Source organism: Leucobacter sp. USCH14 (assembly GCF_037619215.1).
In the GTDB taxonomy this organism is placed as follows: domain Bacteria; phylum Actinomycetota; class Actinomycetes; order Actinomycetales; family Microbacteriaceae; genus Leucobacter.
Window position 1 is genome coordinate 137,089 of the sequence record NZ_JAQPZP010000006.1, and the last position, 26,818, is coordinate 163,906.

At 66.0% G+C, this 26,818-nt stretch carries 23 protein-coding genes and 2 tRNA genes; 11 read left to right on the plus strand and 14 right to left on the minus strand.

The window, feature by feature from the left end; translation table 11 throughout:
- Positions 1–120: 120 nt before the first annotated feature.
- Positions 121–1,923 carry a thiamine pyrophosphate-requiring protein gene (locus PQI23_RS08250; RefSeq protein ID WP_339973400.1) on the minus strand — a complete coding sequence of 601 codons (1,803 nt, stop codon included), beginning with the start codon at positions 1,921–1,923 and terminating at the stop codon, positions 121–123.
- A gap of 48 nt (positions 1,924–1,971) precedes the next feature.
- Positions 1,972–3,105, minus strand: a complete 1,134-nt coding sequence (locus PQI23_RS08255; RefSeq protein WP_339973401.1) for a baeRF2 domain-containing protein — start codon at positions 3,103–3,105, stop codon at positions 1,972–1,974.
- Between the two features lie 175 nt (positions 3,106–3,280).
- Between PQI23_RS08255 and PQI23_RS08260 the strand changes: the two genes are divergently transcribed.
- On the plus strand, positions 3,281–3,475 hold the full coding sequence (locus PQI23_RS08260) for a hypothetical protein (protein ID WP_339973403.1): 195 nt from the start codon (positions 3,281–3,283) through the stop codon (positions 3,473–3,475).
- A 43-nt stretch (positions 3,476–3,518) separates the two neighbouring features.
- Here the strand turns inward: PQI23_RS08260 and PQI23_RS08265 are convergent, their stop codons facing one another.
- On the minus strand, positions 3,519–5,897 hold the full coding sequence (locus PQI23_RS08265; protein ID WP_339973405.1) for a glycoside hydrolase family 65 protein: 2,379 nt from the start codon (positions 5,895–5,897) through the stop codon (positions 3,519–3,521).
- On the minus strand, positions 5,894–6,850 hold the full coding sequence (locus PQI23_RS08270; RefSeq protein ID WP_339973471.1) for a TIGR03885 family FMN-dependent LLM class oxidoreductase: 957 nt from the start codon (positions 6,848–6,850) through the stop codon (positions 5,894–5,896). Before PQI23_RS08270 ends, PQI23_RS08265 begins: the two co-directional genes overlap by 4 nt.
- Before the next feature lie 161 nt (positions 6,851–7,011).
- Here PQI23_RS08270 and PQI23_RS08275 point away from each other — a divergent pair, with 161 nt between their 5' ends.
- From PQI23_RS08275 to PQI23_RS08285, 3 genes are all read left to right on the plus strand, one after another.
- Entirely contained in the window at positions 7,012–7,197 is a 186-nt protein-coding gene (locus PQI23_RS08275) for a hypothetical protein (RefSeq protein ID WP_339973407.1), read from the plus strand.
- Positions 7,198–7,215: 18 nt separating this feature from the next.
- Positions 7,216–7,881 (plus strand): DUF6766 family protein, encoded by a 666-nt coding sequence (locus PQI23_RS08280; RefSeq protein WP_339973409.1) that lies wholly within the window; start codon positions 7,216–7,218, stop codon positions 7,879–7,881.
- Positions 7,882–7,951: 70 nt separating this feature from the next.
- On the plus strand, positions 7,952–8,416 hold the full coding sequence (locus tag PQI23_RS08285) for an SRPBCC family protein (RefSeq protein ID WP_339973411.1): 465 nt from the start codon (positions 7,952–7,954) through the stop codon (positions 8,414–8,416).
- A 12-nt stretch (positions 8,417–8,428) separates the two neighbouring features.
- On the opposite strand, the gene PQI23_RS08290 is transcribed toward PQI23_RS08285, so the two are convergent.
- From PQI23_RS08290 to PQI23_RS08310, 5 genes are all read right to left on the minus strand, one after another.
- A complete protein-coding gene (locus PQI23_RS08290) occupies positions 8,429–8,953 on the minus strand; it encodes a DUF4190 domain-containing protein (RefSeq protein WP_339973413.1) in 525 nt (174 codons plus the stop codon).
- A gap of 26 nt (positions 8,954–8,979) precedes the next feature.
- Positions 8,980–9,720: a hypothetical protein gene (locus PQI23_RS08295; protein WP_339973415.1), complete on the minus strand. Its 741-nt coding sequence runs from the start codon at positions 9,718–9,720 to the stop codon at positions 8,980–8,982.
- Positions 9,721–9,768: 48 nt separating this feature from the next.
- Complete coding sequence (locus PQI23_RS08300; RefSeq protein ID WP_339973417.1) at positions 9,769–10,398, minus strand: DUF4190 domain-containing protein; 630 nt, start codon at positions 10,396–10,398, stop codon at positions 9,769–9,771.
- On the minus strand, positions 10,395–11,252 hold the full coding sequence (locus PQI23_RS08305; protein WP_339973419.1) for a hypothetical protein: 858 nt from the start codon (positions 11,250–11,252) through the stop codon (positions 10,395–10,397). The genes PQI23_RS08300 and PQI23_RS08305 overlap by 4 nt, the downstream gene beginning before the upstream one ends.
- Positions 11,253–11,490: 238 nt before the next feature.
- Positions 11,491–16,830, minus strand: coding sequence for a DUF7927 domain-containing protein (locus PQI23_RS08310; protein ID WP_339973421.1), 5,340 nt, complete (start codon positions 16,828–16,830; stop codon positions 11,491–11,493).
- A gap of 690 nt (positions 16,831–17,520) precedes the next feature.
- Between PQI23_RS08310 and PQI23_RS08315 the strand changes: the two genes are divergently transcribed.
- The 6 genes from PQI23_RS08315 to PQI23_RS08335 all read left to right on the plus strand — a co-directional run bounded on the left by PQI23_RS08315 (position 17,521) and on the right by PQI23_RS08335 (position 23,324).
- A complete protein-coding gene (locus PQI23_RS08315) occupies positions 17,521–19,509 on the plus strand; it encodes a DUF7507 domain-containing protein (RefSeq protein WP_339973424.1) in 1,989 nt (662 codons plus the stop codon).
- Between the two features lie 53 nt (positions 19,510–19,562).
- Positions 19,563–21,011 (plus strand): SpaH/EbpB family LPXTG-anchored major pilin, encoded by a 1,449-nt coding sequence (locus tag PQI23_RS08320; RefSeq protein WP_339973427.1) that lies wholly within the window; start codon positions 19,563–19,565, stop codon positions 21,009–21,011.
- Between the two features lie 170 nt (positions 21,012–21,181).
- Positions 21,182–22,030, plus strand: a complete 849-nt coding sequence (locus tag PQI23_RS08325; protein ID WP_339973429.1) for a class C sortase — start codon at positions 21,182–21,184, stop codon at positions 22,028–22,030.
- Positions 22,027–22,200: a hypothetical protein gene (locus PQI23_RS08330; RefSeq protein ID WP_339973430.1), complete on the plus strand. Its 174-nt coding sequence runs from the start codon at positions 22,027–22,029 to the stop codon at positions 22,198–22,200. The genes PQI23_RS08325 and PQI23_RS08330 overlap by 4 nt, the downstream gene beginning before the upstream one ends.
- An 81-nt stretch (positions 22,201–22,281) precedes the next feature.
- Complete coding sequence (locus tag PQI23_RS13975; RefSeq protein ID WP_445238416.1) at positions 22,282–22,578, plus strand: DUF7882 family protein; 297 nt, start codon at positions 22,282–22,284, stop codon at positions 22,576–22,578.
- Between the two features lie 206 nt (positions 22,579–22,784).
- The gene (locus PQI23_RS08335) at positions 22,785–23,324 is read left to right on the plus strand and encodes a hypothetical protein (RefSeq protein ID WP_339973432.1); all 540 of its coding nucleotides are present in this window, start codon (positions 22,785–22,787) and stop codon (positions 23,322–23,324) included.
- 42 nt (positions 23,325–23,366) lie between these two features.
- On the opposite strand, the gene PQI23_RS08340 is transcribed toward PQI23_RS08335, so the two are convergent.
- A tRNA-Met gene (locus tag PQI23_RS08340) sits at positions 23,367–23,443 on the minus strand.
- Positions 23,444–23,472: 29 nt separating this feature from the next.
- Positions 23,473–23,544: transfer RNA gene (locus tag PQI23_RS08345), tRNA-Thr, on the minus strand.
- 130 nt (positions 23,545–23,674) lie between these two features.
- Between PQI23_RS08345 and PQI23_RS08350 the strand changes: the two genes are divergently transcribed.
- Entirely contained in the window at positions 23,675–24,223 is a 549-nt protein-coding gene (locus tag PQI23_RS08350) for a hypothetical protein (RefSeq protein ID WP_339973435.1), read from the plus strand.
- Here the strand turns inward: PQI23_RS08350 and PQI23_RS08355 are convergent.
- Genes PQI23_RS08355 through PQI23_RS08365 form a run of 3 tightly spaced genes read right to left on the minus strand, consistent with a single transcriptional unit; the run spans position 24,145 to position 26,769 of the window.
- Positions 24,145–24,990 carry a sugar phosphate isomerase/epimerase family protein gene (locus PQI23_RS08355; RefSeq protein WP_339973437.1) on the minus strand — a complete coding sequence of 282 codons (846 nt, stop codon included), beginning with the start codon at positions 24,988–24,990 and terminating at the stop codon, positions 24,145–24,147. The genes PQI23_RS08350 and PQI23_RS08355 overlap by 79 nt on opposite strands.
- A 10-nt stretch (positions 24,991–25,000) precedes the next feature.
- Complete coding sequence (locus PQI23_RS08360; RefSeq protein ID WP_339973439.1) at positions 25,001–25,885, minus strand: carbohydrate ABC transporter permease; 885 nt, start codon at positions 25,883–25,885, stop codon at positions 25,001–25,003.
- Positions 25,882–26,769, minus strand: a complete 888-nt coding sequence (locus tag PQI23_RS08365; protein ID WP_339973441.1) for a carbohydrate ABC transporter permease — start codon at positions 26,767–26,769, stop codon at positions 25,882–25,884. The genes PQI23_RS08360 and PQI23_RS08365 overlap by 4 nt, the downstream gene beginning before the upstream one ends.
- Between the last annotated feature and the right edge of the window lie 49 nt (positions 26,770–26,818).

Sequence of the window (26,818 nt, forward strand, 5' to 3'; positions counted from 1 at the left end):
TCCGTCGTCCGATGCTGCTTGTCTATCGGTGCGCGCGCCCTCGGCGCAGGAGGGTTGCGCCCGAACACGTTCGATGCAATGGGCCGCGTCACCCCTCCCGGCCCTCGCGGCCAGTCCGCACTACGCGCGAGGCTGGTCCGCGATCCGCTCGTACGCCTCGAGCAGCCGAAGCGCTTCCTTCCCCCGCTCGCCCTCGGCATGCAGGCCCTCGCGCATGGGGCGCAGCTTCTCCCGCGCACCGGGGAACGGCGGCATGAGCGGCACATGCTGCGACACGATCGCGTCGATGACGACGGGGCGCTCCGCCGCGAAGGCCTCCGTCAGCGCCGCGGGCAGCTGCTCGGCGGCGTCCACCCGGATCCCGTGCAAGCCGAGCATCTTCGCATACTCGGCGTAGGCGAACTCGGGCAGTTCCTGCGAGGGAACGAACCGCGGCTGCGCTCCCATCTCGCGCTGCTCCCAACTCACCTCGGCGAGATCGTGATTCTGCAGCACCAGCACGACGAACTGCGGGTTCTCCCACGTGCTCCACCGCTGCGCGACGGTGATGAGCTCGGCGTTTCCGAGCATCTGCATCGCGCCATCGCCGGCCAGCACGGCGACGGGACGAGCCGAGTCCGACTCCTTCGCGGCGAGTCCGTACGGGACGCCGCACCCCATGCTCGCCAGCGTGCTCGACAGGTGCGCCTGCATCGAACCGGGCAGGCGGATCTGGCGTGCGTAGTGGTAGACGCAGCTCCCGACATCGCTCGCGAGGCGCGTATCGTGCGTGAGCTTCGCGCCGAACTCTCGCACGGCGAGTTCCGGGTTGAGCGGCGGCGCCGACACCTCGGAACGCAACCGCGCCGTGTCATGCCACTCCTGCACGGCGCGCTCGACGCTCTCGCGCCACGGCGTCGCCCCGCGCGGCTCCAGGCGAGCGAGGAGCGCTTCGAGCGTGTCGCGAGCGTCGCCGACCAGCCCCACCTCCACGGGGTACCGGTTCGCGATCACCGCGGCATCGATGTCGATCTGCACCGCACGGGCCTGGCCGGGCGCGGGGTAGAACTCCGTCCACGGGTCGTTCGACCCGACGATCAGCAGGGTGTCGCACTCCTGCAGCGCGAACTCGGCGGCGTCGGTGCCGAGATGGCCCATCGTCCCGGCCGAGAGCGGCAGTCGCTCGTCGATATAGGGTTTGCCGAGCAGACTGGTCGTCAGGGCGGCTCCCAGGTGATCGGCGAGGCGGTGGACCTCGGATTGCGCGTGCGCGACGCCGCGACCGGCGAGGATCGTGATGCGCTCTCCGGCCGCGAGCACGTCCACGGCGGCGTCGAGATCCTCCGCGAGCGGACGGGGCACGCCCCGCGCTGAGAGCGGCGCCGTGACCACGTGGCCGTGCTCCTGCCCGAGGTCGGGCGCCGGCGCCTCCTGCACGTCGTGCGGCAGGATCACCACGGTCGGCTGCTTTCGTGCTAAAGCGGAGCGGAAGGCGCGGTCGATCGCCAGATAGATCTGCTCGGGTGCGCTGACGAGCTGCACGAAGGGGGCCGCGACGTCGTGGAAGAGCGTCTGCAGGTCGACCTCCTGCTGGTAGTCGGAGCCGAGCACACTGCGGTGCTGCTGCGCGACGAGCGCGACGACCGGAACGCTGTCGAGCTTCGCGTCGTAGAGCCCGTTGAGCAGGTGGATGGCACCGGGGCCCTGCGTCGAGGTGACGACGCCGACACCACCGGAGTACTTCGCGTCTCCGACGGCCATGAACGCCGCACTCTCCTCGTGCCGCGCCTGAATGAACCTCGGGGCTCCCCCGCCGCGGCGCACCGCCCCGAGCAGCGGGTTGTTCCCGTCACCCGAGTACCCGTACAACCGATCGACGCCCCACGCCGAGAGCCGCCTGACGATCGCGTCCGCGACGGTGCCCTGCTCGTTCGAATCTCCCACTGATCTCCCCCTCGTCCGTTCTCCGTGCACGTCCGCGAACTCGCACTGCTACCAGCGCAGGAGCGCGAACGGCGGGCGCGCGTCGCGCTCCTCGCGCACCGCATCATCCGCTTCGGGCTCGTCTTCGCAGATGCGCACATGCGCGTCGGTCAGCACCGCGGCGCGAGCCAGCGCCTCGGCGACCGGCTGCCGCGCGATCTCGGTGGCGGCTTCGAATGCGGCGCCGTCGGCAGCGACCCAGGGCTCCGCGTCGAGCGCTCCGAGCGTCGCGACGTCGTCGTCGGAGGGCGCCGCGATCATGCGCGCGTCGAGGAAGAGCTGAGACACCTGGGCCTGCTGCAGCGCGGCGACGACCGCATCGACGCCCTCGGCCCGCAGCCGACCGCCCTCGGCCTGGGTCGCATCGATCGCTCCCGACATTTCGCGCGCGAACACGTCGTCGAGCGCGTGCTCGATGGCCTCTCGCAGGGCGGAGTCATCGGATCCGTCGGCCCGAGTGTTCGCGTCGACCTCGACCACGAGCTTCGCGCTCTCGGGCGAGAGCTGATCGCGGAGCAGCTGTCGCGCACGCACGTCGCCGGCCAGCGCGATGAAGGCCGGCGACGCTTCTCGGGTCAGGCGCTCGACCACTTCTGCGACCTCTGACTGCGTGTGCTTCCAGATCTCCTCGGAGTGTCGCTGCCAGCGCGGCTGCGACCATCCGCCCGCCTGCACTTTCGGCAGCGAATCGGTGCGTCCTTCCACGCGCTCGGAGGTGGTGCCGTCGCGCTGGCCGGCGATCTCGAGGCAGACGTCGGCTCCGTCACGAGAGGTCTCCACCACGAGATAGCGAAGCATCTTTCCCCGGTGCCGGAGCAGCGGCACGAGCACGGGTAGCGGCCCGTGCTCGAACACTTCCGGGCCGTGGCGCGGCCCGACGAACTCCTCGCGAACGACGATTTCTCCGTTGTGCGCCAGGAGGAAGAGTGTGGTCGGGTTCGCTCCTCCAGTGCGCTCCTGCAGGACGTCGCGGATCGCGTCGACGTCTCCCTCCGGAGCACCCCTGTCGGCGAGCTGGCGCAGCGTGCGTCCCTCCCGCGCTTCCTCGACGGTCTGAGGCTCGTCGCTGGTCCCATCGGTGTACGCCGTGGTCCAAGAACCAGGAGTCTGTACTGCGTTCCGGAGGTCTTTTCCTATGGTCATCGCGTGTGCTCTCCCCTCGGTCGTCCGAAAGCTCCTGCAGTGAAGCCGAGCTCCTGAAACGGAGCTGCACCTCCAATCTGCGAGGTTTCGATCGACTTCGCGACGGCCTTGAAGCAAGTCGTACGGCCACCTACACTCGTCGCCAACGAATGATGTCAGAGAGAAAGGTGCTGTCATGGAAGACCAGAACCCGGAAGTCGTTCGCGAGAGCGCTGAGGATGCTCAGGACGACGTCGAGAACGTCGAGCAGGGTCGCGACTCCGACTCCGATGCCGACGATTCAGCGGCCTCGGAGGCCGAAACATCCAGCTCGGAAGGGGCGGAAGGCTCCGGCGGCGAGCAGGTGCTTCCGGAGACCGACCTCGCGTGACTGCTCGAACCGGCCGTTGAGGTCGAAGGGCGAGACCCTCCCCTCACCGCTCGGAGAACGCTCGACCCGCCGGTCGAGGCGAGCGCCCGCGGGGCTGCGCCGGGGGTGAACCCGCCGACTGAAGAGGCGAGTTCGGCATGCGGACTTCGCCATCCGGCCCCACCAGGATCTCCTCGCCGCAGTGCTGGATGCGAAGAGCCGAGCCCTCGCGAATGCGATACGTCGTGTGACTCGGAGTGACGTCGAGATCGATCACCGACCCGTGCAGGCGCACTCCGAACTCCAGGCGGCTCACGCGCGGGGGCAACCGCGGAGAGAACGTCGGCCCTGAAGCGCCGTCGCGGAGGCCCCCGAATCCGCAGACGATCGCCATCCACACTCCCCCGAGAGCCGCGATGTGCAACCCCTCTTCCGTGTTGCCGTGCAGATCATCGAGGTCGAGCGTGGCGACCTCCGCGAGATAGTCGTAGGCGAGATCGAGATGACCGAGCTCAGCGGCGATCACCGCCTGCGCCGCGGCCGAGAGCGAGGAATCGCGGACGGTGATGCCCTCGTAGTAGGAGAAGGCGCGATCCTTCGCCTCGTACGAGAACGCCTCGTGTGCGAACAGGAGCGCGAGCACGAGGTCCGCCTGCTTGACGACCTGCTTGCGGTACAGGTCGAAGTAGGGGAAGTGATCGTGCAGCAGGTACTGCTCCGGGTGCGTCGAATCGAAGTCCCACCGTGCGAGCTCGGTGAAGCCGGCCGCCTGAGGGTGCACGTCGCGTTTCGCGTCGAATGGGATGTGCACGGCGTCGGCGGTGGTCTCCCACGCAGAGATCTCCTCGTCGCTGATGCCGAGATCGCGGGCGACATCGGCGTGAGCCCGGGCGGCCGCGGCCGCACCCCGCAGATTCAGCTGCACCATGACATTCGTGTACACGTTGTCGTTCATGATGGCGGAGTACTCGTCGGGCCCGGTGACCCCGTCGATGTGGAAAGCGCCCTCATCGTCTCGCCGCCCGAGGGAGAGCCAAAGGCGCGCGGTCTCCATGAGCATCTCGACGCCGCACTCGCGCTCGAAGGCGACATCTCCGGTGGCGCGCACGTACTGCACAACGGCGACCGCGATATCGGCGTTGATATGGAACGCCGCTGTGCTCGCCGGCCAATACCCCGAGCTCTCGCGCCCGTCGATCGTGCGCCAGGCGAAGGCGGCACCCTCGAGATGCAGCAGCTTCGCCCGATCGCGGGCGTGCCCCAGCGTCGCGTGTCGCCAGCGCAGCGCCTGCTCTGCGGCGCGCGGCGTCGTCGAGATGAGCACGGGCAGCACGAATGCCTCGAAGTCCCAGAACGTGTGCCCCTCGTACCCGGAGCCGGTCAGCCCCTTCCCCGGTATCGAGCGCATCTCCAACCGCGCAGATGCCTGATGCATCTGGAAGAGTGCGAACCGCACGGCCTGCTGCAGGCGGGGCTCGCCGTCGATGCGGATGTCAGCTCCGCTCCAGAACGCGTCGAGGTGGCGTCGCTGCGCGTCGAGCATGCCGTCCCACCCCTCGCGCACGGCCTCTGACACGGCTGTCCCGACCTGCTCCTGCAGCGCAGCGACGGATGTGCGCGCCGACCACTCGTGCCCCACGAACTTCACGAAGTCGAGCGACTCCCCGGCTCGCAGCGATGCTCGTATCGTCGTGCGCGCGACATCGCCCTCGGCATGCGTCTGCACGACCGCGCTCGGTTCTCCGGCCTCCGAGCGGTCCGCGATCACGTGCTCCATGCCGGTCGCGACCGTCAAGCCGCTCTCCCTGGTGCGGTGCACGACCGTGGCGGAGGATCCGGAGACGGTGCTGGCGAGACCGACGAGCGGCTGCGCGAGAAGATCTTTCACTCGCGGGTCGCCGTGCTCCGTGGGGAGCGGCTCATTCGCGAGCACCTCCGACTCGATGGTGATCTCCACGGGCGATGTCAGGGCGCGAACGGAGTAGCGCACCGCCGCGACCGCGCGGTGCTCGAACGACACCAGTCGGGTGGAGCGGATCTCGACCGCGTCTCCGGCCGGCGTGGTCCAGGTGAGCGCGCGGCTCAGCGTTCCGTCACGGAAATCGAGTCGACGCGCGTGATCCTCGACGGTTCCGTGCCGAACGGTGAAGGGTTCGTCGTTCACGGCGAGCCGGATGATCTGCCCGTTCGGCACATTGATGACGCTCTGACCCGTCTCCGGGTATCCGTAGCCGTCTTCGGCGTACGGCATCGGATGCTCTTCGAAGACGCCGTTGAGGTAGCTGCCCGCCAGGCCGCGCGGATCCCCCTCATCGAGGTTGCCGCGCCACCCGACGTGACCGTTGGAGAGCCCGAACACCGATTCTTCGTGCGCGAGGCACTCGGCGTCCAAGCTGCCCGTGCTGAGACCCCACGGGTCCACGTCGAACTTCGGCGCCGTCATAGAATCCTCCGCAGTTCGGGCAGCAGTTCGGTCTCGCACCGCCGCAGAAACGTCTTCTGGTCGGGTCCCACGTGATGCAGGTACACGTGGTCGAATCCCGCAGCGAGCTCGGCGATGCGCTCCGCCATGTCGATGGCCGAATCAGACACCACCACCGACTCCTCGATCGCGCCGTCTGACAGCCGCGCCAGCGCTTCGTAGTCCTCGGGACCCTCGAGTTCCCACAAGAGCTCTTCGGGCACGGTGCTGTGCGCCCACTGATCCTCTGCCTCTCGAACCGCCTCTTCCCGCGACGCGCCGAGGCTGAGGTGCACCTGCAATCGCGCGCTCCCTCTGCCGCTGCCGGCCCGATATCGCTCGAGGATCCGCTGCGTCGCATCGGGTGTCGAAGCGACCGTGATCAGACCGTCGGCCCAGCCTGCGACCCATTCTGCGGTCTCCTCGCTCGCGGCGGCACCGAGCAGCGGCACGTGCTCGGCCGGGAGACTCCACACGCGCGCGTTGTGCACGTGCGTCAGGTCGTTTCGCACACTCACCTGCTCCCCGTCGAGCAGTCGGCGGATCACGTCGAAGCTCTCGTGCAGCCGCTCCTGGCGCACGGGCTTCTCGGGCCACGGGTCGCCGGTGACGTGCTCATTGAGCGCCTCGCCGCTGCCCAGCGCCGCCCAGAACCGGTTCGGGAACATCTCGGCCAGAGTCGCGATCGCCTGCGCGATGATGACGGGATGGTAGCGCTGGCCGGGCGCGTTCACCACGCCGAAGCTCATGCTCGTCGTCGCCAGCGCTGCACCCAACCAGCTCCACGCGAAACCGGATTCACCCTGCTGCCTCGTCCAGGGCGCAAGATGATCCGAGCACATCGCGGCTTCGAAACCGGCCTGCTCGGCGAGCTGAACCGCCTCCAGCAGCTCGCTCGGAGCGTGCTGCTCATGAGACGCGTGGTACCCGATCACCGCCAACGGTTCACTCCTCTCATTCGCCGAACACGCGCCGCGAGAGTCGCGCGCGTGCAGTGCCTGGAGACGAGGGTACTGACGCCTGCTGCGCAGAACCACTGGCTTGCGCTCGACGGCCCCCGTTTCGTATGCGAGGCGGGTGAGCCCTGCCAGGAGACGTGCGTCGCGTCAATCCCCGTGCCGCGGAGGGGCAGCAGCGCCAAGCTCTGAAGGACAGGATCGGAGGCGGTGTGGAGAAGAAGCAGAGCAGGAGGAGCACTCAGGCGGTGCCGTTCTGGGCGTGGATGACGATCGTTGCGGTGGGGCTCGTCCTGATGATCGCCCTGCCGCTCATGGGGCGGTGACGCGGCGTGAGAGAGTTCATGCGCAGCACGCGACTCAGCCTCGTCTTCATCGTCATCTTCCTCGCGACCCTCGTGGGTCAATCGATCGTCGGATTCCTCTACAACAACGAAGAACTCGCACAGCACGGGCAACCCGGCATCGGCTACCTCGACTTCGTGACGACGTCCGCCTTCATCGTGGACGTCGCCGAGAACTGGCAGTCGGAGTTCCTGCAGTTCTTCCTCTTCATCCTGGCGACGATCTGGTTCGTGCAGAAAGGGTCTCCCGAGTCGAAGAAACCCGGAGACGAGGGCGTCGGCTCTGACGCAGACCAGTTCGTAGGCAGATACGCGCGCCCCGACTCCCCGCGCTGGGCGAAGGTACGCGGCGTGAGACTGTGGATCTACTCGAACTCGCTGCTCATCACGATGGGTGCGATCTTCGTGCTCTCCTGGTTCGCGCAGTCCCTAGCGGGCCGCATCGTGAGCAATGACGAGAATGCGCAGCACGGCCTGCCCGCTGAGACTTGGTGCTCGTACGTGATTTCGGCGGAGTTCTGGAATCGCACGCTGCAGAACTGGCAGTCCGAGTTTCTCGCGGTCGGTGCGATGGTGGCGTTCTCCATCTATCTCCGCCAACGAGGGTCGAGTGAGTCGAAGCCGGTCGGCATGCCGCACCGCACCAGCAGCGAGGAGTCCCAGTAGAGGGCGGCCGCCCGGGCGCGGGCTGGGGTCCGACCCCGCCGGGCATGCAGTCGCTTCTATACTGACGGGCATGCCTGCTTCACTGACGTTCGAGGATTCCATTCACGTCGAGGCAGAGCCTTCCGCTGTGTACGCGGTCGTCTCCGACGTGACGCGCACCGGCGAGTGGTCGCCGACCTGCCGGGAGTGCTGGTGGGATGAGGATCACGGCCCGCGCCCGGGCGCCTGGTTCACCGGGCTCAACGCCACGCCTGATCGGGAGTGGAAGACCCGCAGCCAGGTCGTCGTCGCCGAACCGGGAGTCGCGTTCGGCTGGAGCGTCGGACCGGGCCGCGTCGTGTGGACCTACCGCATGGAGCCGTCGGGGAGCGGCACGCGCCTCACTGAATCGTGGGAGTTCACATCCGAGGGGCAGGCCTACTTCGTGGAGCGCTTCGGCGAGCATGCCGCAGATCAGGTGACGGTGCGGAGCGCGGCGGCGCGCGAGGACATCCCCGCGACGCTCGCCGCGCTCAAGCGCATCATCGAGCAGTAGACCGGCCGCTGTTCAGGATGTGAGGCCGGAGTCGAGGCGCCCGTCGTTCTGCCCGAACTCCTCGTACTCCGACCCCAGGGGCGACTCCCAGTAGAGATCCGAGCACGCGTCGTCATCTCCGGCATCGCACGCATCCCAGAGCCGGTCGAGATGCGCGTCGTCACCATAGGTGTGCGCGTGGCTGCTGCTCCGCGGTTCTGGATCGTACGGAGTCGCATACCCAGTTGGGTACAGTGAGGCGAAGTACATCGCGAACACGATGAACGCGCCCCACAGCAGCGCGATCGCAGTGCCGACCGACCCGATGATGATCGCGGCGATAGCGAGCCCGCGCCCGCTCTCGCGTGTTCGTTTGATCTGGCTGAGGGAGATCGCGCCGAGAATGATCCCAGTGAACGACAGCAGGAACGAACCGATGAAGGCGATGATCGAGAGGGTGTTCGTCCGCGGCGGTGGGTATGCGTGCACCGGAGGCGGAGCGTACCGCAGCTCGTGCTCGTATGCGTTCGTGCTCGGTGGTGAGACTGGATGGGTCATGGACTCTCCTGATCGGGCGGAATCGCTCACGGGCGCGTGATGGTGAAGGTCTGCGATTCGGCGAGAACGGGGTTGTCGTGATCGAGTCCGTCATCCGTTTCCGGCGTCAGAGTGACCTCCACCTCGTAGGACGTTTCGAGGTAGGGCACCACGCGCGCGTTGGAGAAGGAGTGACCCGCCTCCAGCGTCGTGATGTCGGAGTCGGAGTTCCAATCGATGGAGCTGTAGAAGGCTCCGAGGCTGTCGCGCCAATCGACGGCGCTCTCGACCTCGTGCAAGCTCATGAACGGCCAGCCTTCGTTGCCGATCGACAGGCGGAGCGCCGATTCGCCGATTGGGAGGGTCTCGTCCGTGATGTTCGTGATGACCGCATTGAGCACGACGACCGGAGAGCCTGCGGGCACCAGCGACTCGCCGGTGTCGGGATGCTCGATGCCTTCGTCCTCGGGAGCCTCGCCGAAGGCGGTCGCGTGCACGTCGACGCGCACGCTGTCGTTCTCGTACGTTGCGACGATGTCGCCGTCAGTGTTGATGGGCTTCGACCATCCCGCCGGAGTGACGTCGGAGTCGGTCTCCTCGGTCTCGACGGGTTCGGGAGCCTTCGGCTCGGCCTGCTTCTGCTCGGCCTCCTTCGACTGCGTGGCCGTGTCCTTCTCCGCCGCGGCGTCCTGTGCCGGGCCGGGCGCGCATCCGGTGAGCGCGCACGCGAGGCTGAGACCGCACGCGGCGAGCACGAGGGTGAGTGAGCTGATACTGCGACTGATCATTCTGGTTCCTTTGTTGCGAGAGCGCGGAAGGGGTGAGGAGTGCGCTTGCTACAGCACGTCGTCGCCGTAGGCGGTGCACATGACGTACTCGTCCGTCAACGCGAGGGTGAGGTCATCGGCGAGCTGATCGTCGATGTCAGCACCTGCGGCTCCTGATTCGAGAAGACGCGCTGCGTCGGCGTACGTTGCAGCATTCGAGCTCTCGGACTCGCTGAGATAGTGGAGCGCCGCGAGTGCTTCCCGATCGGCGCCAGCGGCAACGACGTCGATCTCGAGGAGGTCATCGACCGCGTCGCAGACGTTCTCGAAGTTCGCCGCCGCGGAATCGGTCTCGAATTCGTCGGGCGGGTCGATCTCCACAGTCTCACCGGGCAGCGGATCGAAATCGCGCTGAATGTCGTAGCTCTTCTCGAACCCGCCGTTGAGCACCAGGGTAGTCAGCACAATGGTCGAAGTGATGATGCAGGCCACATTGACGTAGCCGATGATCGTCCCGGCGAGGGCGAATCCTCGACCGCGCCCGGGCTGGCGCTTCAGCTGCCGAAGCGCGATGTGTCCGCAGACGATGCCGACCAGCCCGATGAAGAACGAGCCGACGAATGCGACGATCGCCAGAGGGTTGAACGACCGGTCGTAGGCCTGCGGGGTTGGTTCTGCCTCGGTTGACGTGCTGCTCATTCGGAATCTCTTTCGGATGTCGTGGGAGGTGAGAGGTGCCGGCCACCGGTTGCGCGAGCGGGAACCGGCGTGCCATCGAGGTACCTCGGCCAGGCGAGCACCGCGTTTGGGGGGAGAGCAGAGAAGTCGGGCGCTCCGCTCGGCGTCGCGGGCACGGGCGTTCCATCGTGCAGCCGCGGCCACATGAGCGTCGCAGGTTCCGGCGCGGCCGTTCGCGTCACTCGAGCACCGGTGAGAACGCCGGTGATGAGCAGCGCGATCGTGCCGAACGCGGCCAGCATTGCGGTGGCTGCCCAGACCCGCGAGTACGGTTCGAGCTCGAGCAGCGGGGCACCCCAGACGTGCAGGGAAAGCGTCAGAAGGATCGCCGTCGCGCTTGCAGCGACACCGGTCAGAGCACCGATGAAGACGGATAGTGGGCCGCTCCCTTTCCGGACCATCACACGAATCAGATCGACGTGCAGCAGCGTGAGCCTGACGATGATCAGGGTCGCGGGGTGCGCGAAGCCGAGGATGAGGTGACCGCCGATGTCCTCAGCCCAGATATTCGAGACCCAGAAGGCGAGCAGATAGACGCTGCCGCAGTACGACACGGCCGCGAACCACTTCGGGCGGCGTCTTGCGATGAGCGTATCGATCCAGATCAATCCGGTGAACACGGCAACCGCGAGCACCGAGTCGAGCGCTCGCCCGAACCCCGGCTCCCCGTCGATGAGGATTGCCACAACGGAGTAGATCGCGCATGCGAGAAGCGCGATCAGCACCACATACGGCAGAACTCGACCGGTCGGTTTCGGAGCGGCACTCGCGTGCGCGGTTTCGGTTTCGGGTTGCGGCAGAGAAGACTCTGTCATTCGACACGCCCTGTTCGTCGTTCGGGAATCATTCGTCACGCGAGCGTGCGGAAAACCCCCGTTCGCGACCGCATTACGCTAACTCGACCCCATTGCCCGCCCGCGCCGTTCAGCGAAGAATGCGCAGGCGCAGGCGCGAGTGCAGTAGTCGGTGCACCTCTTCACGCGATGGCGGGCGCCGAATACAGCACTCGAGGCCCGGCACGACGTGGTATCGCACCGGGCCTCGAATCAACGCTCATTCCGCGCGCTGGAGCTTCCGACGAACGGCGAGCGTCACGCCGCCGCCGATGACGAACGCCGCCGCGAGTGCAAGACCGATCCACGGCAGCGACCCGCCCGTGATCGAGAGCCAGGGATCGTCCCCCGGTTCCTCACCGGCGGCTGCGACGGGGTGCGCGGTCGAGCATGTGCGATCAGCATCGCAGGCCGCTCGGGCATCGACACTCGTCACCGCGTTGACCAGCGTGCCGTCACCCCGCCCGTGAGCGGTGACACTGTAGGTCACGGTGACGCGATCCTCAGCTGCAAGGTCACCGTTCCAGTGCAGCACGCCGTCCCTGACGACGACGGTTCCGCTGCTCGCGGTTGCGTCGTCGTTGTACACCGCGTCGTCGAGCACATCCGCAAGATCATCGCTCACAGCAGCGTCTCGCACGCGCCCCTCACCTCGATGTTCGATGGTGAGCGTGTACGTGACGGGCGCTCCCGGTTGGATCTCTGTGCCGGATGCGGGGTCCGACGCTTTGGAGTAGACGAACATTCCGGGCCCCAGTGTGAGCACCGTCTGGCAGCCGACGTCCGTTGCGCATGCGCCCCGTTCGTCGGTGGCGGTAACGGCGTTCCGCACGACGTCATCACCGCCGCCGGTAACGGTGACGGAATACGTGATGTCCACCCGTTCACCGTTCGCGAGATCGCCGTCCCACCTGAGCACACCATCGTCGACGCTCACGTCTCCAGCGGTTGCGACGGCATCACCGTTGTACTCCGCATCGTCGAGCACAGCCGCAAGGTCGTCGACGATGCCGGCGCTCTCGACCACTCCGCCGCCGTTGTGCTGCAGCGTCAGCGTGTAGGCGATGCGGTCGCCCACCGCGACCTCGGCTCCCGAGCCGGGGTCGCTGGTCTTCGAGAACGTGTACGCGCCGGGACGGATGTCGAGCTCGGTCTCGCACCCGACACTGTCATAGCACTGACCTCGCTCGTCGTCCGAGGTCGCCGCATTGCGCACGGAGAGATCGCCCTCGCCCGTGATCGTCACCGAATAGGTGATCGTGACCTCCGCCCCGTCTCTGATGGTGCCGACCCAGGTGAGTACCCCGTCTTCGTAAGTCGCACTGCCCTGCGAAGGGAGCACGTCCTCGTTGTACTCGGCATCGTCGAGCACGTCGGAGAGGTCGTCGGTGATCGTGGCGTTCCGCACATCACCGGCTCCGTTGTGTCGAACCGTGAGCGTATAGGTGACGGTGTCGCCGACCCGAACATCCGAGCCCGACGCGGGGTCCGAGGTCTTCGAATACGAGAAGGCGCCGACGCCCACGGGTGCCACGTTCTCCGAGTCATCGTCGGTGACGACGCTGCCCCGCGGGCTCTCGCCGCTGACGCTCGCCGTGTTCGCGATGAGTCCGCCGTCATCGCTGAGATCTGCAGCGGTGACGGTGTACGGTGCGGTCCACACCACGCGCTGGCCGGGCTCGAGGGCGTCGACGGTGCCGGTGGACTGATCCTCATCGATGACCGGAGGTTCGTCGAGTTCGATGTCGTCGCCCTGCGGGTTTGTGAAGGAGTTCTCCTGCAGCGCGATTCCGTCGAGCGTGGTCTCCCCGGTGTTCGTCGCTGTGAACGTGTATGTGACGATCTCGTCGGCGTCGACACCGTTCTGCGGGTCCGCGGTCTTCACCAGTTCGATATCGGAGCGGGAGATTCCCGCATCGATGGTCGTATCGGACAGACCCGGGCTGATGACCACGGGCGCCGTCACGCCGTCGCCGTTCGCGTTCGAGTCGAGCGCGGGGTCGTCGCCCGCTTCGGTGATCGTGAACTCGTACCCGGTCTCTTCGAGAGCCTCGGGAATGTCGAAGCTCAACGCGTACCCGTCGACGTCTGATGCGCGGAGACCGTCGAACTCGTACCACCCGTCGGCGTCAGTCGTGGTCGTCGTGCTGACGGGATTGCCAAGATCATCGGTTCCGCTCAGCGAGACCTCCGCTCCGGGAACACCGGCCTCGCCTTCGTCCTGGATTCCGTTTGCATTCGCATCGAACCAGAAGGAGTCGCCGATGCTGGATCCGATGACGTTGGTCGTCGCGTAGATCGGGCCGAGCTCGCGCACCGACCCGACCGCCCCGTCGTCGGTCTTGAGCACGGCCTCGCCGCGCAGCACATTGATGTAGCGGTCGCCCGGAGCGTTGCCGATCGGGGTCATGACGACGGTCGAGGAGAAGTTCGATGCACCGGTGAAGACGCCGTCGACCTTCCACCTGAGTGCGGTGACGGCGCTCAGATCGGCGGGTCCACTGTCACCCCACGCCGTCCAGTTCTCGGGGTTCACGACGTGCGGGGTGCCGTCGGGGTTCGTGCCGCCGACCGAGTTGCTCGCGTGTTCCGGGTCGATGGAGAGTTCATTCGCCGGGGTGGTCGAGTAGTAGACCGCCACCCCCGAGGGGATCTCGACGGACCTGAGGTCGAGCGTGCCGGCGAAGTCGGACGCGGGCTGACCGTCCTCGGGATCGGTGTCGACGCCGTTGGCGGGCAGGATGTCGACGAGATCGAGATTGTGCACATTGGCCTCGGGCCCGATGTTGGCTCCGCCGACGGTCCACGAGATGTCCTCGGTATTCGTCGCTCCGGAATCGTTGACCTGCACCTGCGGAGTCGCGGGGGTCTTCTCGATCTTCACGCCCGCCGGGTTGACGATGCGAATGGTCTGGCTGTCGGTGCGGAGGCTCTCATCGGAATTGTCTCCAACGGCGGAGACTCGTGCTCGGTTCACGTACTCCCCGGGTACGGAGAGACTGCTGATGCGCACCGTGTACTCGACGGGCTCGATCGTCTCGTCGGTGCTGCGGGGGCCGAGATCCCAGCGCACGTAGTTCTCCTCGGGGGCGCACTCCAGGGCCCCGTCGGCGGGCGTGGTGGTGTAGGAGTAATTGGAGTCGAGCAGAATCTGGGAGTCCGGCATGCAGTCCTCGATGCGGAGGTTGCTCGTGCTCCCGGTGGTCTCGCCCGCGAGAATGTACGGCTGGATCCGGAATCGCCGTTCCTGCCCCGCCGTCGTCTCCGTGTTGCCCGAGGTCCAATCACCGTCGTTGCCGAGAATCTCCTTGTTGATCGACGAGTTCAGGCTCGAGACGATGAGCCGGTCGCCGCGCAAGCCGGTATTCGTCGCAGGATCGTAGGTACTCGTTGTCCACGAACGCTGCGAGATCTGATCGAGGGTCTCGTCGCCGGTAACGGTGAGCGTCGTGTACCAGTCGATGAAGTTCGGGACGACTTCGCCGGGTTCGATCTCGTCGGCGGCGGTGAGCCCGATGGAGACGGCGTACCGAGTGGTGACCGTGCGGTCGAGCGGCATGACCGCCATCCAGCGCACCTGATCAACGGCGGTGTACACGCCATCGGCGGCTTTCTCGGGGTCGTTACCCGGCACGTCAGCGGGGTCGTCGAACCACTCCCCCGCACCGCAGTTTCCTCCCGCCGTGCCGGTCGAGCCGTTGGAGTACTGCGCGGTGAGCTCTGGAATCGCGGTGTCTCCCGGCAGGAGCCACGCGTCGCCGACGTTCGCGCCGCTGACCCATACTGCCTCGCCGTTCGAGGGAGTGGTTTGAGCGTATCCGCCCGCGGTGGTCATCTGGCTCCCGGGCCAGTCGCGGGCTTTGAGATGGAGCTTCGTTCCGTCCCAGTAATCGCACCCGGCCATGAGCCGTTGGGTCTCGCCCCCCGCGATCTGCGCCGGTGAGTACAGGTTGATGCTGATCGCGTCGCCACCGGGGAAGAGCTGGCCGTCTCCATTGCCGCGACCCGTGGTTCCGGGCGGACCCTGGAAGAAGTAGGGGCGGAAGTCGAAAGCGGGCATATTGCCTTCGGCACCCGGGATGCCGACGAAATACTTCTCCTGCCCGACGCCGGCGGTGATGGTGACCTGCACGTCGCGCGTATCGTTCGTCGCGTCGTCCCATGCGGGATCGTTTCCATTGCCGATGATGTCTTGAACGGTGAGATCGGTGAACGTGTTGCTGACGTTCATGCGCCACGCGCTCGCCGCGTACTGTTCGCCGAAGTCGGTGATCACCGAGTTCGGCACCTCGAAGCGGAGCACGCCGGAGGCGACGGCGGCTCGGTCTGCGGGAATGGCGATCCCCCCGACACCTTCGGATGGATAGGTCCACGCGGTCGTGTCCGGGTTGTCGAAGACGACCGCGATATCGGTTCCGGGCCCGTCAGGTTGCGCGCATCTCATCGCTCCGCTGTCGCGCACCGAATTGTAGGGCTCCCCTTCGCGTGAACCCGGTCCGATCTTCGACCAGGGCGTATCGGTGTAGCCGATGGTCGTCGTGTAGCAGTCGCGCAGGCGCGCGCCGTACTTCTCGAGGTCGTCGACGGCGACGCCGTAGAGGCTTTCCGGGGAGACGTCGTCGATCAGCGAGATCTGCGTCACGGGGCTCGAACCCATGCCTGCGAACGGAAGAGACACATTGACCGGGAATGCGAACAGCCGGCACCCGATGGTCTCGTCCCAGGAGCATGCTGCCGGCCCGGCCGATACGGTGCTCGTGTTGGGCTCGGCGCGATAGGCGTTCTTCGAGACGTCGTAGCGAGGCGCGGCGACAACACTGGCCGTCGCTTGCGCCGTAACCGCGGCGACCTGGTCGGAGCGGATCGCGGCGACGGCCGTGAGTGAGGTGCCGGCGGGCACTTCGGGTCGCACCCGAAGCTCGAACGGGAAGTCGAAGACCAATTCTGGACCGACGTACTCGGCGGTGAGCTTGCAGGTGAGCGTCTGGGTGGGCAGGGATTCCCACGACGAATCGGTGATGGGCGCCGCCGGCTCGGGGAGCGCCTGAGGGTCGAGCGAGCTGCCCGAAGCATCGCAGTACTGCGGCAGGGAGACGAACTCCGCGCCCTGCGGCGCGTCGATCTCGACGACGACGTTGGTCTGCGCTTCGGTACCGCGCTGCCCGGCATTGACGGTCAGCGTCCAGATGTCGTTCGTGCGGATGAGGTCGTTCGTGGTGCTCCCGTCGAGAGGATCGTTCACCGCGTCGTCGACGCCCGTTTTGCTCTCCAGCCCGATCTCGAGGGTCTCCCCGACGAGCGGTGCGACGTCGTCCAGAGGTGTAAGGGCCTCGGGCTTGTGCGGATCCTCCGGCTCCCGCGGCTCCTCGGCGTTCGATTCGGATGCTTCGTCCGCCGGCGTTTCCGTAGTCGGTGCTTCTGTGACGGGCTCGTCGCCCGGGCTCCCGAGCGCGGTCGCCGGTGCGGTGCCGATGCCGATCAGGGCGAGCGCGATTGCCGCGATCGCCGCGGTCAGTGCAGCTGGGCGGGCATGGGTAGGTGGGGTTCGCCGCTCCGACATGTCGCGGTACTCCGTTTCATAGGGTGTTCGTGAAAGGGGACGCGCGTTGACGACGCAGAGACATCTGCAGGGCGACGCCCCGCTCGCACGAAGCGTGTGAGACGTCGTCGGTCACCGTCGATACGCGCTCGTGAGGAGATCGTCCGTGGCGGGTGTGAGATCTCGTCTGACTTCGAGCGCAGCCCTCCGGGTTCAGAAGTTCCGACCATGGAGTACCGCCCAATCTCGACTGGGGGTGCCGAGCCGTCGGGGCCCGAGGCGCTTACCGGCGCGTCGTGCGATTCGGGCTTCCCGACACCGTGTAGCGCCCAGTGTAGATTTCGATCTCACCCGTTACCAGGGCGAATTTCACGGAGCCACCATAAGCAGGCGAATCGCGGGCAAGGCGTTTTTCAGTATCTACCGGTGTCACTTGAAGTATTGATCCGCGCACTGTGTGCAGGTATGGGCGATGGCAGTCTCTTTCTTCGAGAGAAGCAGGAGCGGACTGAACTGAGCCAGATGGGTCGGAACCGTACCCAAAAGTGTCGAGTTCTACCGCATGCATTCACGGCCCACCACTGAACCCGACCCGGATCGAGCGCAAACGTCTGATGTGGACGATCCGTCACAGCACTATTGAGAGCTGTGCATACGATGATCTCCGACGACGTACTCAGACAGTCTGCTGTTTCCAGGCGGAAGCCGTCGATGCTCGGGATCCGCTCACGCGGGAGACGCCTGCTGCAGTTCACGATGGTCGTGCTGCTGGCCGCCGTCACCCTCCCGTTCTCGTCGACACCGACTCCCGCCAACGCTGCGGAGACCACGACCACGTGCTCGACCGCGGACCCCGGCTCCGGCAAGTACGCCCAGACGTTGTGCTGGATCGACTTCGCGAAGTACGACCACTACCAGGCGACGAGCTCCGAGGGGCAGAAGATGAGCCTCCCCCTGCCCGGCGGATGGAGCGCGTCCTTCGTTCTGAAGACGACGGGGCATCCTCTGCACGCGACCCCGTTCCCGACCGACATCAACGCCTACTTCGGAAATGAGAACTACACCGGAGTCGCCGGCGCAGCGGCGCTGCTGCAGGACGATCCCGTGCCGCTGAGAACCATCGAGTCCACCATCGCGATCGAGAACGTGGTGGTGAACGACGCCTCGGGCACGCCAGTGCAGGGCTATTCGCTGGTGAGTGCGGATGCGGAGACCACCGACCAGCAACCTGACACGGGCAAGAAGGAGACGATCACCTGGGAGTCGAGTGATCCCATCTACGCGATCTCGGGCGACGGCGACGCGCTGGGGAATGCGTGCGGCGGCGCACTCGACTGGTATGACGCGTACAAGGTGGTCTGCGATGGCGGAGACACGGAGGTCGAGCTGCGCACCGGCGCCGCGATCGTCGCCTCTGCCGCCTCCGAGCGGATGACGCAGACCTTCTACGCGGAGCGCGGCGTTGAGGCCGGCGCCTTCGGGTTCCTGATCTCACAGGTCGAACTGAGCAAGCAGGTCGACTCCCGCTATGGCGAGGACAACTTCACGATCAACGTCAGTAACGCGGAGGGCAGCGCCATTCCTGCCTCCGCCGAAACGGGGCCGACGGGAACCTTCGCGACGACCGGGCGCCAGAACATCCCGGTGAAGCTCGAAGGTTCGCCCGCCGTGTTCCTCGAAGGCAGCACCGGTCGCCTGGAGAACTACACCGCTTCGTGGGCGTGCACGCGGAACGGAATGGAAGATGCCACCCTGCCCACCGGCACCTCCGCCGGGTACGGGCAGACGATCCACGTCGGCCTCGGGGACCTGGTGTCGTGCACGATCACGAACACGGTCAAGCCCGCCAGCATTGCGCTCGAGAAGTCCGTCAGCAATGTGACCGATGTGAATGAGAACGGAATTCACGATGCAGGTGACCTGATCTTCTACAGGTTCAAGGTCAAGAACACCGGTCAGATTCCGGTCAGCAAAGTCAGCGTCGATGATCCGCTGCTCACGAAGAACGGCATCACGGTCAGGTGCAATGCAACCGTCCTCGTCCCCGGCCAGGAGACCTCCTGCAATGCCACGACGGGATACACGGTCACCGCTAGTGACCAGGCCGCAGGGCAAGTCATCAACAAAGCAATTGCGACGGCCACGCCTGACGGCGTTCCGGAGACTATCGAGTCGAACGAGGACAGCACCAATACCCCACTGACTGCCCCTCAACCGGCGATCGAACTCACGAAAGAGGTCGATCAGTCAGTCGCTGCAGTCGGCGACACCGTGAACTACACGTTCACCGTGACGAACACCGGCAACGTCCCGCTGTGGCGAACCCAGATCACTGAAACGGACTTCACCGGGAGCGGCGAGATGAGCGCAGTCAACTGTCCGCCCGGCGGCTTCTGGCCGGGGGAATCGGTGCGCTGCACCGCGACCTACACGGTCACTATGGAGGATGCGTTCAACGGCCGCGTGACCAACACGGCGATCGCCGACGCGTCGACGAGTCCCTCCGGGCCGCCAGAGGTGACGTCGCCTGAAGACTCGGCCGAATTCGAGGTTCCGCCGAACACCTCCTCATTCCAGCCGGAGCTTCCGATGACCGGAGCGAGCGCAGAGACCGCCGTGCTCATCATCGGCGCGACCGCGGTGGTCGGCCTGCTCACCGCCGCCTGGTGGATGACTCGCACCAGGCGACGCGGCGAGTGAACCCGCCGATCCCAGACCCCCTCCATATGCCCAACGAAGAAGGAAAGGTACCCATGACCACTCGAGGATCACACCTCAAGCGAAGCCTGCTCGGCGTCGCTGCTGCGCTGGTCGCAGTCTCCACCCTGGGCCTCGGCGCCGCTACGGCGAACGCTGCCCCGGGCAACGTCGACCCCGATCGCACCGGCTCGATCACGGTGAACAAGTTCACCCAGCCCGATAACCCCGGCTCCGTGCCGGGCGACGGAAGCAAGCTCGACACGCTTCCGGCGGGCGCGAAGCCCATTGCGGGCGTCGAGTTCACGGTGACCCCGGTCACCGGTCTCGATCTCAGCACGCCTGCGTACTGGGACGGGCTCGGCTCGATGACGGTCGACGCCGCTCGCGCCCTCGGCACGGGAACCGCGACCACGGCCACCACCGCAACCGACGGGTCCGCCGCATTCTCCGGCCTCCCCGTCGGCCTCTACATCGTCGAAGAGACGAACATCGCGAACGGAATGATCAACGGCGAGCCCGCCAACATCACCGCGCCCGGAGCCCCCTATCTGGTCACCATCCCGACGGTGATCGACGACGAATGGGTGTACGACGTGCACACCTACCCGAAGAACTCGGTCAACGCCGTCGAGAAGCAGGTCGTCGAGCCCGGCACCCCTGACTACAGCAAGACGCACCGGGCGTGGAGCATCACCGCGACTGCACCGAAGCTCGGCGCGGGCGATACGCTCAAGGCGCTGCGGCTCTCCGACACACTGGACTCGCGACTGACGTTCGAATCGATCGCCGACGTAACATACGCCGGCGCCGCCCTCGTCGAAGGCACCGACTACACCGTCGAGGTGCAGGGTCAGACGGTCGCGCTCTCGCTCACCGCTACCGGAATCGCACGGGTCGCCGGCGACTCGGGTCGGCAGCTCTCCTACGTCATTCACACCAAGGTCAACGATCTCGGAGACGACGGCGTCATCTCGAACGATGTGCAGTACTTCACCAATTTGAACGACATCGAGAACCAGATCGACTCCGACCCCGCAGTCAGCGAATTCGGCAGCATCCGCATCGACAAGGCCGACGGCTCGAATCAGAAGGCGCTCGCCGGTGCCAAGTTCAGCGTCTACGCGAGCGAGGCCGATGCACGCGCGAAGACGAACGCCCTCGCGAACGATGCCGGCGAGACCGTCTTCGTCACCGACGACAACGGATCGACGCTCATCCCGAGCCTCGCCACCGATTCGGCCACCCATCAGCGCGACTACTGGATCGCTGAGATCGAAGCGCCTGCGGGCTACGTGCTGCTCGCGGATCCCGTCAAGGTGACCGTGAAAACGGCGGGCACCGCGACCCCGACCGTTCAGGTGGTGGAGAACCAGAAGACGATCCTTCCCAACCTGCCCATCACCGGTGGAGTCGGAACCGCGATGCTCACCGTCGCCGGCCTGCTCGTACTGGGCGGCGCAGTCTTCATGGCCACGCGCATGAAGCGCCGCGCGACCGCGTAACCACGCGCCTCTCGTCAGTGGGCGATCGGAAGCCAGGCTTTCGGTCGCCCACTGACGTGTGCGCACCTCACGAATCACGGAGCACCGCAATGCGCCAGCCGCACACCTCCACCCACAACCTCCCGAAACGGCGACCCTCTCCAGTGCCGACCCGATCGCGTGTCATCCTGGTGGTTCTCGTTCACCTGGGGCTCCTCCTGCTGCTGTATCCGCAGATCGCCGACTGGTTCGCGCAGGGAAACCAGTCCGCTGTCGGCAGCGACTACTCCCACACCGTCGCAGGCTTGCCCGAGCAGCTCAGATCAGACGCCCTCCGATCGGCGCGAGAGTACAACGAGCATCTGGGGTACGGCGGCGGATACGATCCCTTCACCATGTCGGTCGATGACATCGAATCCGAGGCCTATCGGGAATACCTCGAGCAACTCGGAGGCTCCCCCTCCGACGTGATGGCTCGGATCCGAATCCCCGAAGCCGGCATCGACCTGCCCGTGCTCCACGGCACGACCGATGCCGTACTGCTGCACGGCGTCGGTCACCTCTTCGGCACTGCACTTCCCGTCGGCGGGCCGAGCACGCACAGCGTGCTCACCGGCCACTCCGGCCTCGCGAACGCCGCACTCTTCACCGACCTCCACAAGCTCGATGCGGGTGACCAGTTCTACATCGACGTGTACGGCGAAACTCTGGCCTATCAGGTCACGAGCACTGAGTCGGTGCTCCCCACCGAAACCGATTCACTGGCACTCGAGCAGGGCAAAGACCTCGTCACCCTCGTCACGTGCACACCTGTCGGCATCAACTCGCACCGGCTTCTCGTGCACGCCGAACGGCTCTCCCCTGCCCCTCCCGCGGCAGATCCCGCGAAGAGCCCCGAGCTCCCCGGATTCCCATGGTGGGCCGCCATCGTCGGCGCGACCACGCTGGCGAGCGGCACGTACATCGCACTCGGCGTGAAAGCACGACGGCGTGAACTCGCAGAAGCACTCGTACCCGACGCACAGGAGACACTCGCATGAACTCTTATCCCGTATGGCTGACGCTCGTAGCGCACCTGCAAGACACCCCCGACCTCGTCGAGCGCGGTGCCGGCGCGGGGCTTCCCGCGTACGTGTTCACCGCACTCGGCACGCTCGTTCTCGTGGGCTCGGTCGTGCTGTGGTGGCTCATCCGCCGCTCCAAACGGTGACGGAACGTCGGCTGACGCAGGCCCCGCAGACTTGTATCCTCTCAACGGGGGTGGAGATATCGCCGAAAGGACTCCATACCAATGGGAAAACTGCTACTCGCAGGCAACGAGTACGATTTCGAAGACCGCTTGCTCTTCCTCTTGAAATTCGTCATCGGTCAGAAGTTCAAGAAGCAGGAGTGCTTCTTCCTCAGCTGGGAAGTGCAGCGTGCATCCGGCCCCACGCTGGTCTCGGTGTGGCTCCCCTCCGAGGGCCTCCGATGCCAGAGGTGGCGCACTCCTCGGAGGGCCGTCCGTCACGCGCGGACGCGGAATCGTCCCCGAATTGCACCTAAAGACTCGCGGCCCACTACGGATTCTCACCTCAGCGACCCGTAAATTCTCGCGGTCGCCTCACCTCAACATCAGTAGGTGCTGAACTTCTCTTCGACTATGACCCGCTGCCCGCCGTCGTTCTCGCCGCTGCGAACTTCGGAGACGATGCGCCGGGCCTTCGTTCGCAAAGGAACGTTCCGCATGAGAAAGACCGCTCGACACTCTTCGCCGCACTCGCTGCATTCAGCGATGCCTGCGGGAGAGCGCGCATGCACATGCTGCTAGACCACCCCCGCAGCCAGGGGGCCGCAGGCGAGATCGAGACCGACTGCGCTTCCTTCAGCGACCGAGATGCACCCGACTGGGTGACCGGCTCGCGCATTCTCTTCCAGGGCGCCTTCGATCAACTCTGGGAACAGCGATGCCTGTCGATCCTCGAAGACGTCGTCAATCAGCTCGGCTATGAGCCCCTGGTCCTCCTGCCCGACGACATCCAACTCGACCACTACGAGAGCCAGCACGAAACGGTGTACGGCTCGGCCGCGATGGAGTTGCTCGACTCACTCGCCGACGGTCGAAGCTCCGATCTCGGCAACCGTTTCGTCTTCATCGACCTCGAGCCGGTGATGCTGCCGCTCTGCACCGAGTTCGACCTCGCACTCCATCGTCTGCTGCACGCACGCGTCCCCGACCTCCCCAAGCTGGGCGTCGCCACATCGCGCCCCGAGTGCATCGCGGCGACCGGCTTCGACCACTTCGTACAGCAAGCCCCGGCGAAACGCACCTACCGCAGGAAACGCCCTCGCTGAACTGAGAAACCCCCTCGGCGGGAGGGGGTTTCTCAGAGACTCTGGTAGCTGAGGCGGGGCTCGATCCCGCGACCTCACGATTATGAGTCGTGCGCTCTAACCAGCTGAGCTACTCAGCCAAACCTGATCGGAAGACCAGCAGAGTCAGAGCCCCGAGCCAGGATTGAACTGGCGACCCCTTCCTTACCATGGAAGTGCTCTACCACTGAGCTATCGGGGCGCGGCCACCTTGCGATGACAACCGTTAGAGAATAGCACTGTTCGCAGCCGAAAGTGAAATCTGGTTGGCTGGTACCGTGCGCTCGGGCGGGTCTTCCGCCGGGCGCGCCTGAGGCAGATGAGGAGCAGGTGTGCGGAGTCCGATCGTAGTCGTCGTCGGAGTGGTGCTGGCGCTGTGGATGGCGGCCGGCCGCTGGCTGTTCGGCATCGGCGGCGACCTCACATGGTGGTACCTGCCGACCATCGGGCTCGTCTTCATCGGGCTGCAGGTGTGGCAGGCGCACAGGCTCGGGGTGACGGCGTCTCGCGGGCGTCGCACCAGTCGCAGCACGACGGTCTCGCTGATCCTCGCCTGGCTCTGCGCGGTCGGCTTCGGGTTGACGGTTCCGGATCGCGTGGGCGACGACCTCATCTCCATTCTGAGCCTCGCGTCGGGTTCCGACTTCTCCGTCGAGATGTCGCTCGCGCTCTGCAATCCCCTCGGCATTCTGGCGTTCGCCCTCGCGATCGCATCGCTCGCATTCACCTATGCCGACGCGCGCGATCCGAAGCCCGAGGAGGACGAGCTCCTCGCCGAGCACACAGACGGGCCGCGAGGCCCTCAGCGCGCGAGCGACGGCAGCGCCGCCTCGATCGCTGCAAGCGACCGCGCGAGTGCGGGGCGGGGATCGAGCGCGTAGCTCCCGTCGCCGAAGAGTTCGACGGTCATCCATCCCGAGTACTCATGGCGATCGAGCGCGGCGAGGATGCCATCGAGTGCGAGGGATCCGTCGCCCCACGCAAGGTGCCCGGCCGGCGTTCCGTCGATGAGGTGCACGTGACGCACGCGGTCGCCGAGGAGAGCGAAGTAGTCGTCGACGCTCTCCCCGGCCACCGACATCGCAACAGTGTCGAGTGCCACGCCGAGGTTCGATGCGCCGATGTCCCCGAGCGCCCGACGCGCGTCGTCCGCCGTGTTGACGAGATTCGACTCCACCCGCTGCAGCGGCTCGAGCAGGCACTCGAGCCCGAGAGCATCCGCGTAGGCGGTGATCTCGCCGATCGCGTCGACCGACCGATTCCACGCCGCCTCGCGAGACTCGCTCTCGAACCCGCGGCCGGGCGTCACGAACAGTTTCGGAGCCCCGAGTTCCACGGCGAGCTCGGCCGCGCGGCGGAACATCGCAACGCTCTCCGCGCGCAGCCGCCGGTCGGGCGACGCGATGTTGACCGGGTACATCACCTGCTCGGGCGTGAAGCAGATGACATCGAGTCCGCGAGCCGCCGCTGCGCGGCGCACCCGCCGGGCGTCGTCATCGCTCATCCAGGGGACGTGCAGCTGCGGCGCGATGCCCCAGAGCTCGACGGCGGTGCGGCCTGAACCCGCGAGATCGTCGAAGCACTGCTCGAGCGAGTGGTGCTGATACGAGAAATTGGATCCGCTGATCTGGGCGAGCGCGAGCGCCACGGGCTCCTCCTTACTTTCCGACGCCGTCGGCGAGGCCTTTGACGAAGTACCTCTGGCAGACGAGGAACAGCACGACGACCGGCACCGCCGCGATCACCATCCCCGCGAACACGACGGGGTAGTCGGTGCCGTGCTTGCTCATCAGACTCGTCAGCCCCACCGGGAGGGTTTGCGCGCCGACGCTGCTGGTGAACACCATTGCGAAGAGGTACTCGTTCCACGCGAAGAGCACATGCAGCAGCACGGTCGAGACGAGGATCGGCTTGCACATGGGCAGGATGATCCGCCAGAAGGTCTTCCAGCGACTCGCTCCATCGATCTGGGCAGCCTCGTCGACCTCCATCGGCAAGTCGATCATGTACGAACGGATTAGGAACGTGGTGAACGGAATGCGGAAAGCGGTGTACAGCACCATGAGCGCCCAGAAGGTGTTGTAGAGCCCCAGCGCCTGGAACATCTTGACCAGCGGCACCAGCGCGACCGCGGGGGCGAGCATGAGTCCGCCGAGGATGATGCCCGACCAGAAGGCGCTGAAGGGGATCTTCACGCGGGTCAGCCCGTAGGCGGCCCACGCGCTCACGAGCACGGTGGTGATCGTCGACACGACCGTGACGAGCAGGCTCGTCGTGAGGAAGTCGCTCACCCCGCGGTTCCACGCGTTCGCGTAGTTCTCCCAGCTCCACTGCTGGGGCAGCGCGAACGGATTGCCGAACAGCTCGGTGTTCGTCTTGAATCCGTTGAAGATCATCCACAGCAGCGGGTAGATGACGATCACGGCGAGCCCGATCAAGAACGACCAGGCGAATATACGGCCGATGATCCCGAGAAACCCCGCCTTGCCGATGCGCGGTCGCTGCGGGCGCACCGTCAGCAGTACTGCCGTCTCGGTACTCATACCTCGACCCTCCGTTTCCGTGTGTACCACAACTGCGCAAGACCGATGCCGAGCGAGAGCACGAAGATGACGACGGCGATGGCCGCGGCGTACCCGAAGTCGTTTCGCACGAACCCGTTGCGGTAGAGCCAGGTGCCGAGCACCTGCGTCGAATTGTTCGGCCCGCCGCTCGTCATCACCATCACCTCGTTGAAGACCTGGAACGCCCCCGAGATCGTGACGATCATCATGAGGCCCGACATCTCGCGAACGAGGGGAAGCGTGATCGTGAAGAACCTGCGGAAGGGGCCGACGCCGTCGATCTGCGCCGCCTCGTAGAGCTCCGATGGGATGCGCTGGATGGCGACCGTGAAGAGCAAGGCGGAATAGCCGAATCCCTGCCACTGGCTCATCGCGATGATCCCCAGCATCGCGGTGCTCTCCTGCCCGAGCCAGGGCTGCGCGAGGGCGCCGAGGCCGAAGAAGTCGAGCGCACTGTTGAGCATGCCGATGTTCGGTTCGTAGATGAAGTAGAAGAGCAGACCCGAGACGGTGATCGAGATCGCGGAGGGAATGAAGTAGATCACGCGCAGCGAGTTCCGCACGCGGGCGTTTCTGACGCTCTCCACCATCGCGGCGATGACGAGTGCGGCGCCGACCTGGAAGACGATCGACATGACCGCGTAGAGCAGATTGTTGCCGAGCGAGCGCCAGAAGATCGGGTCGTGCAGCAGCTTCTCGAAGTTCTTCGCTCCGACGAACTCCTGCGTGCCCGAATAGATATCCCACTCGCTCGTCGCGAACCCGAAGTTCTGCACGAGCGGGAGATAGACGAATGCGATCAGAATGAGGATCGCCGGGGCCAACCACAGCAGCCCCTTGAGCGAGGCGATGCGCGAATGCATATCAGGTCCTGTTCGTTCGGGATCCGGCGGGGTGGCCGCTCGCGCAGAC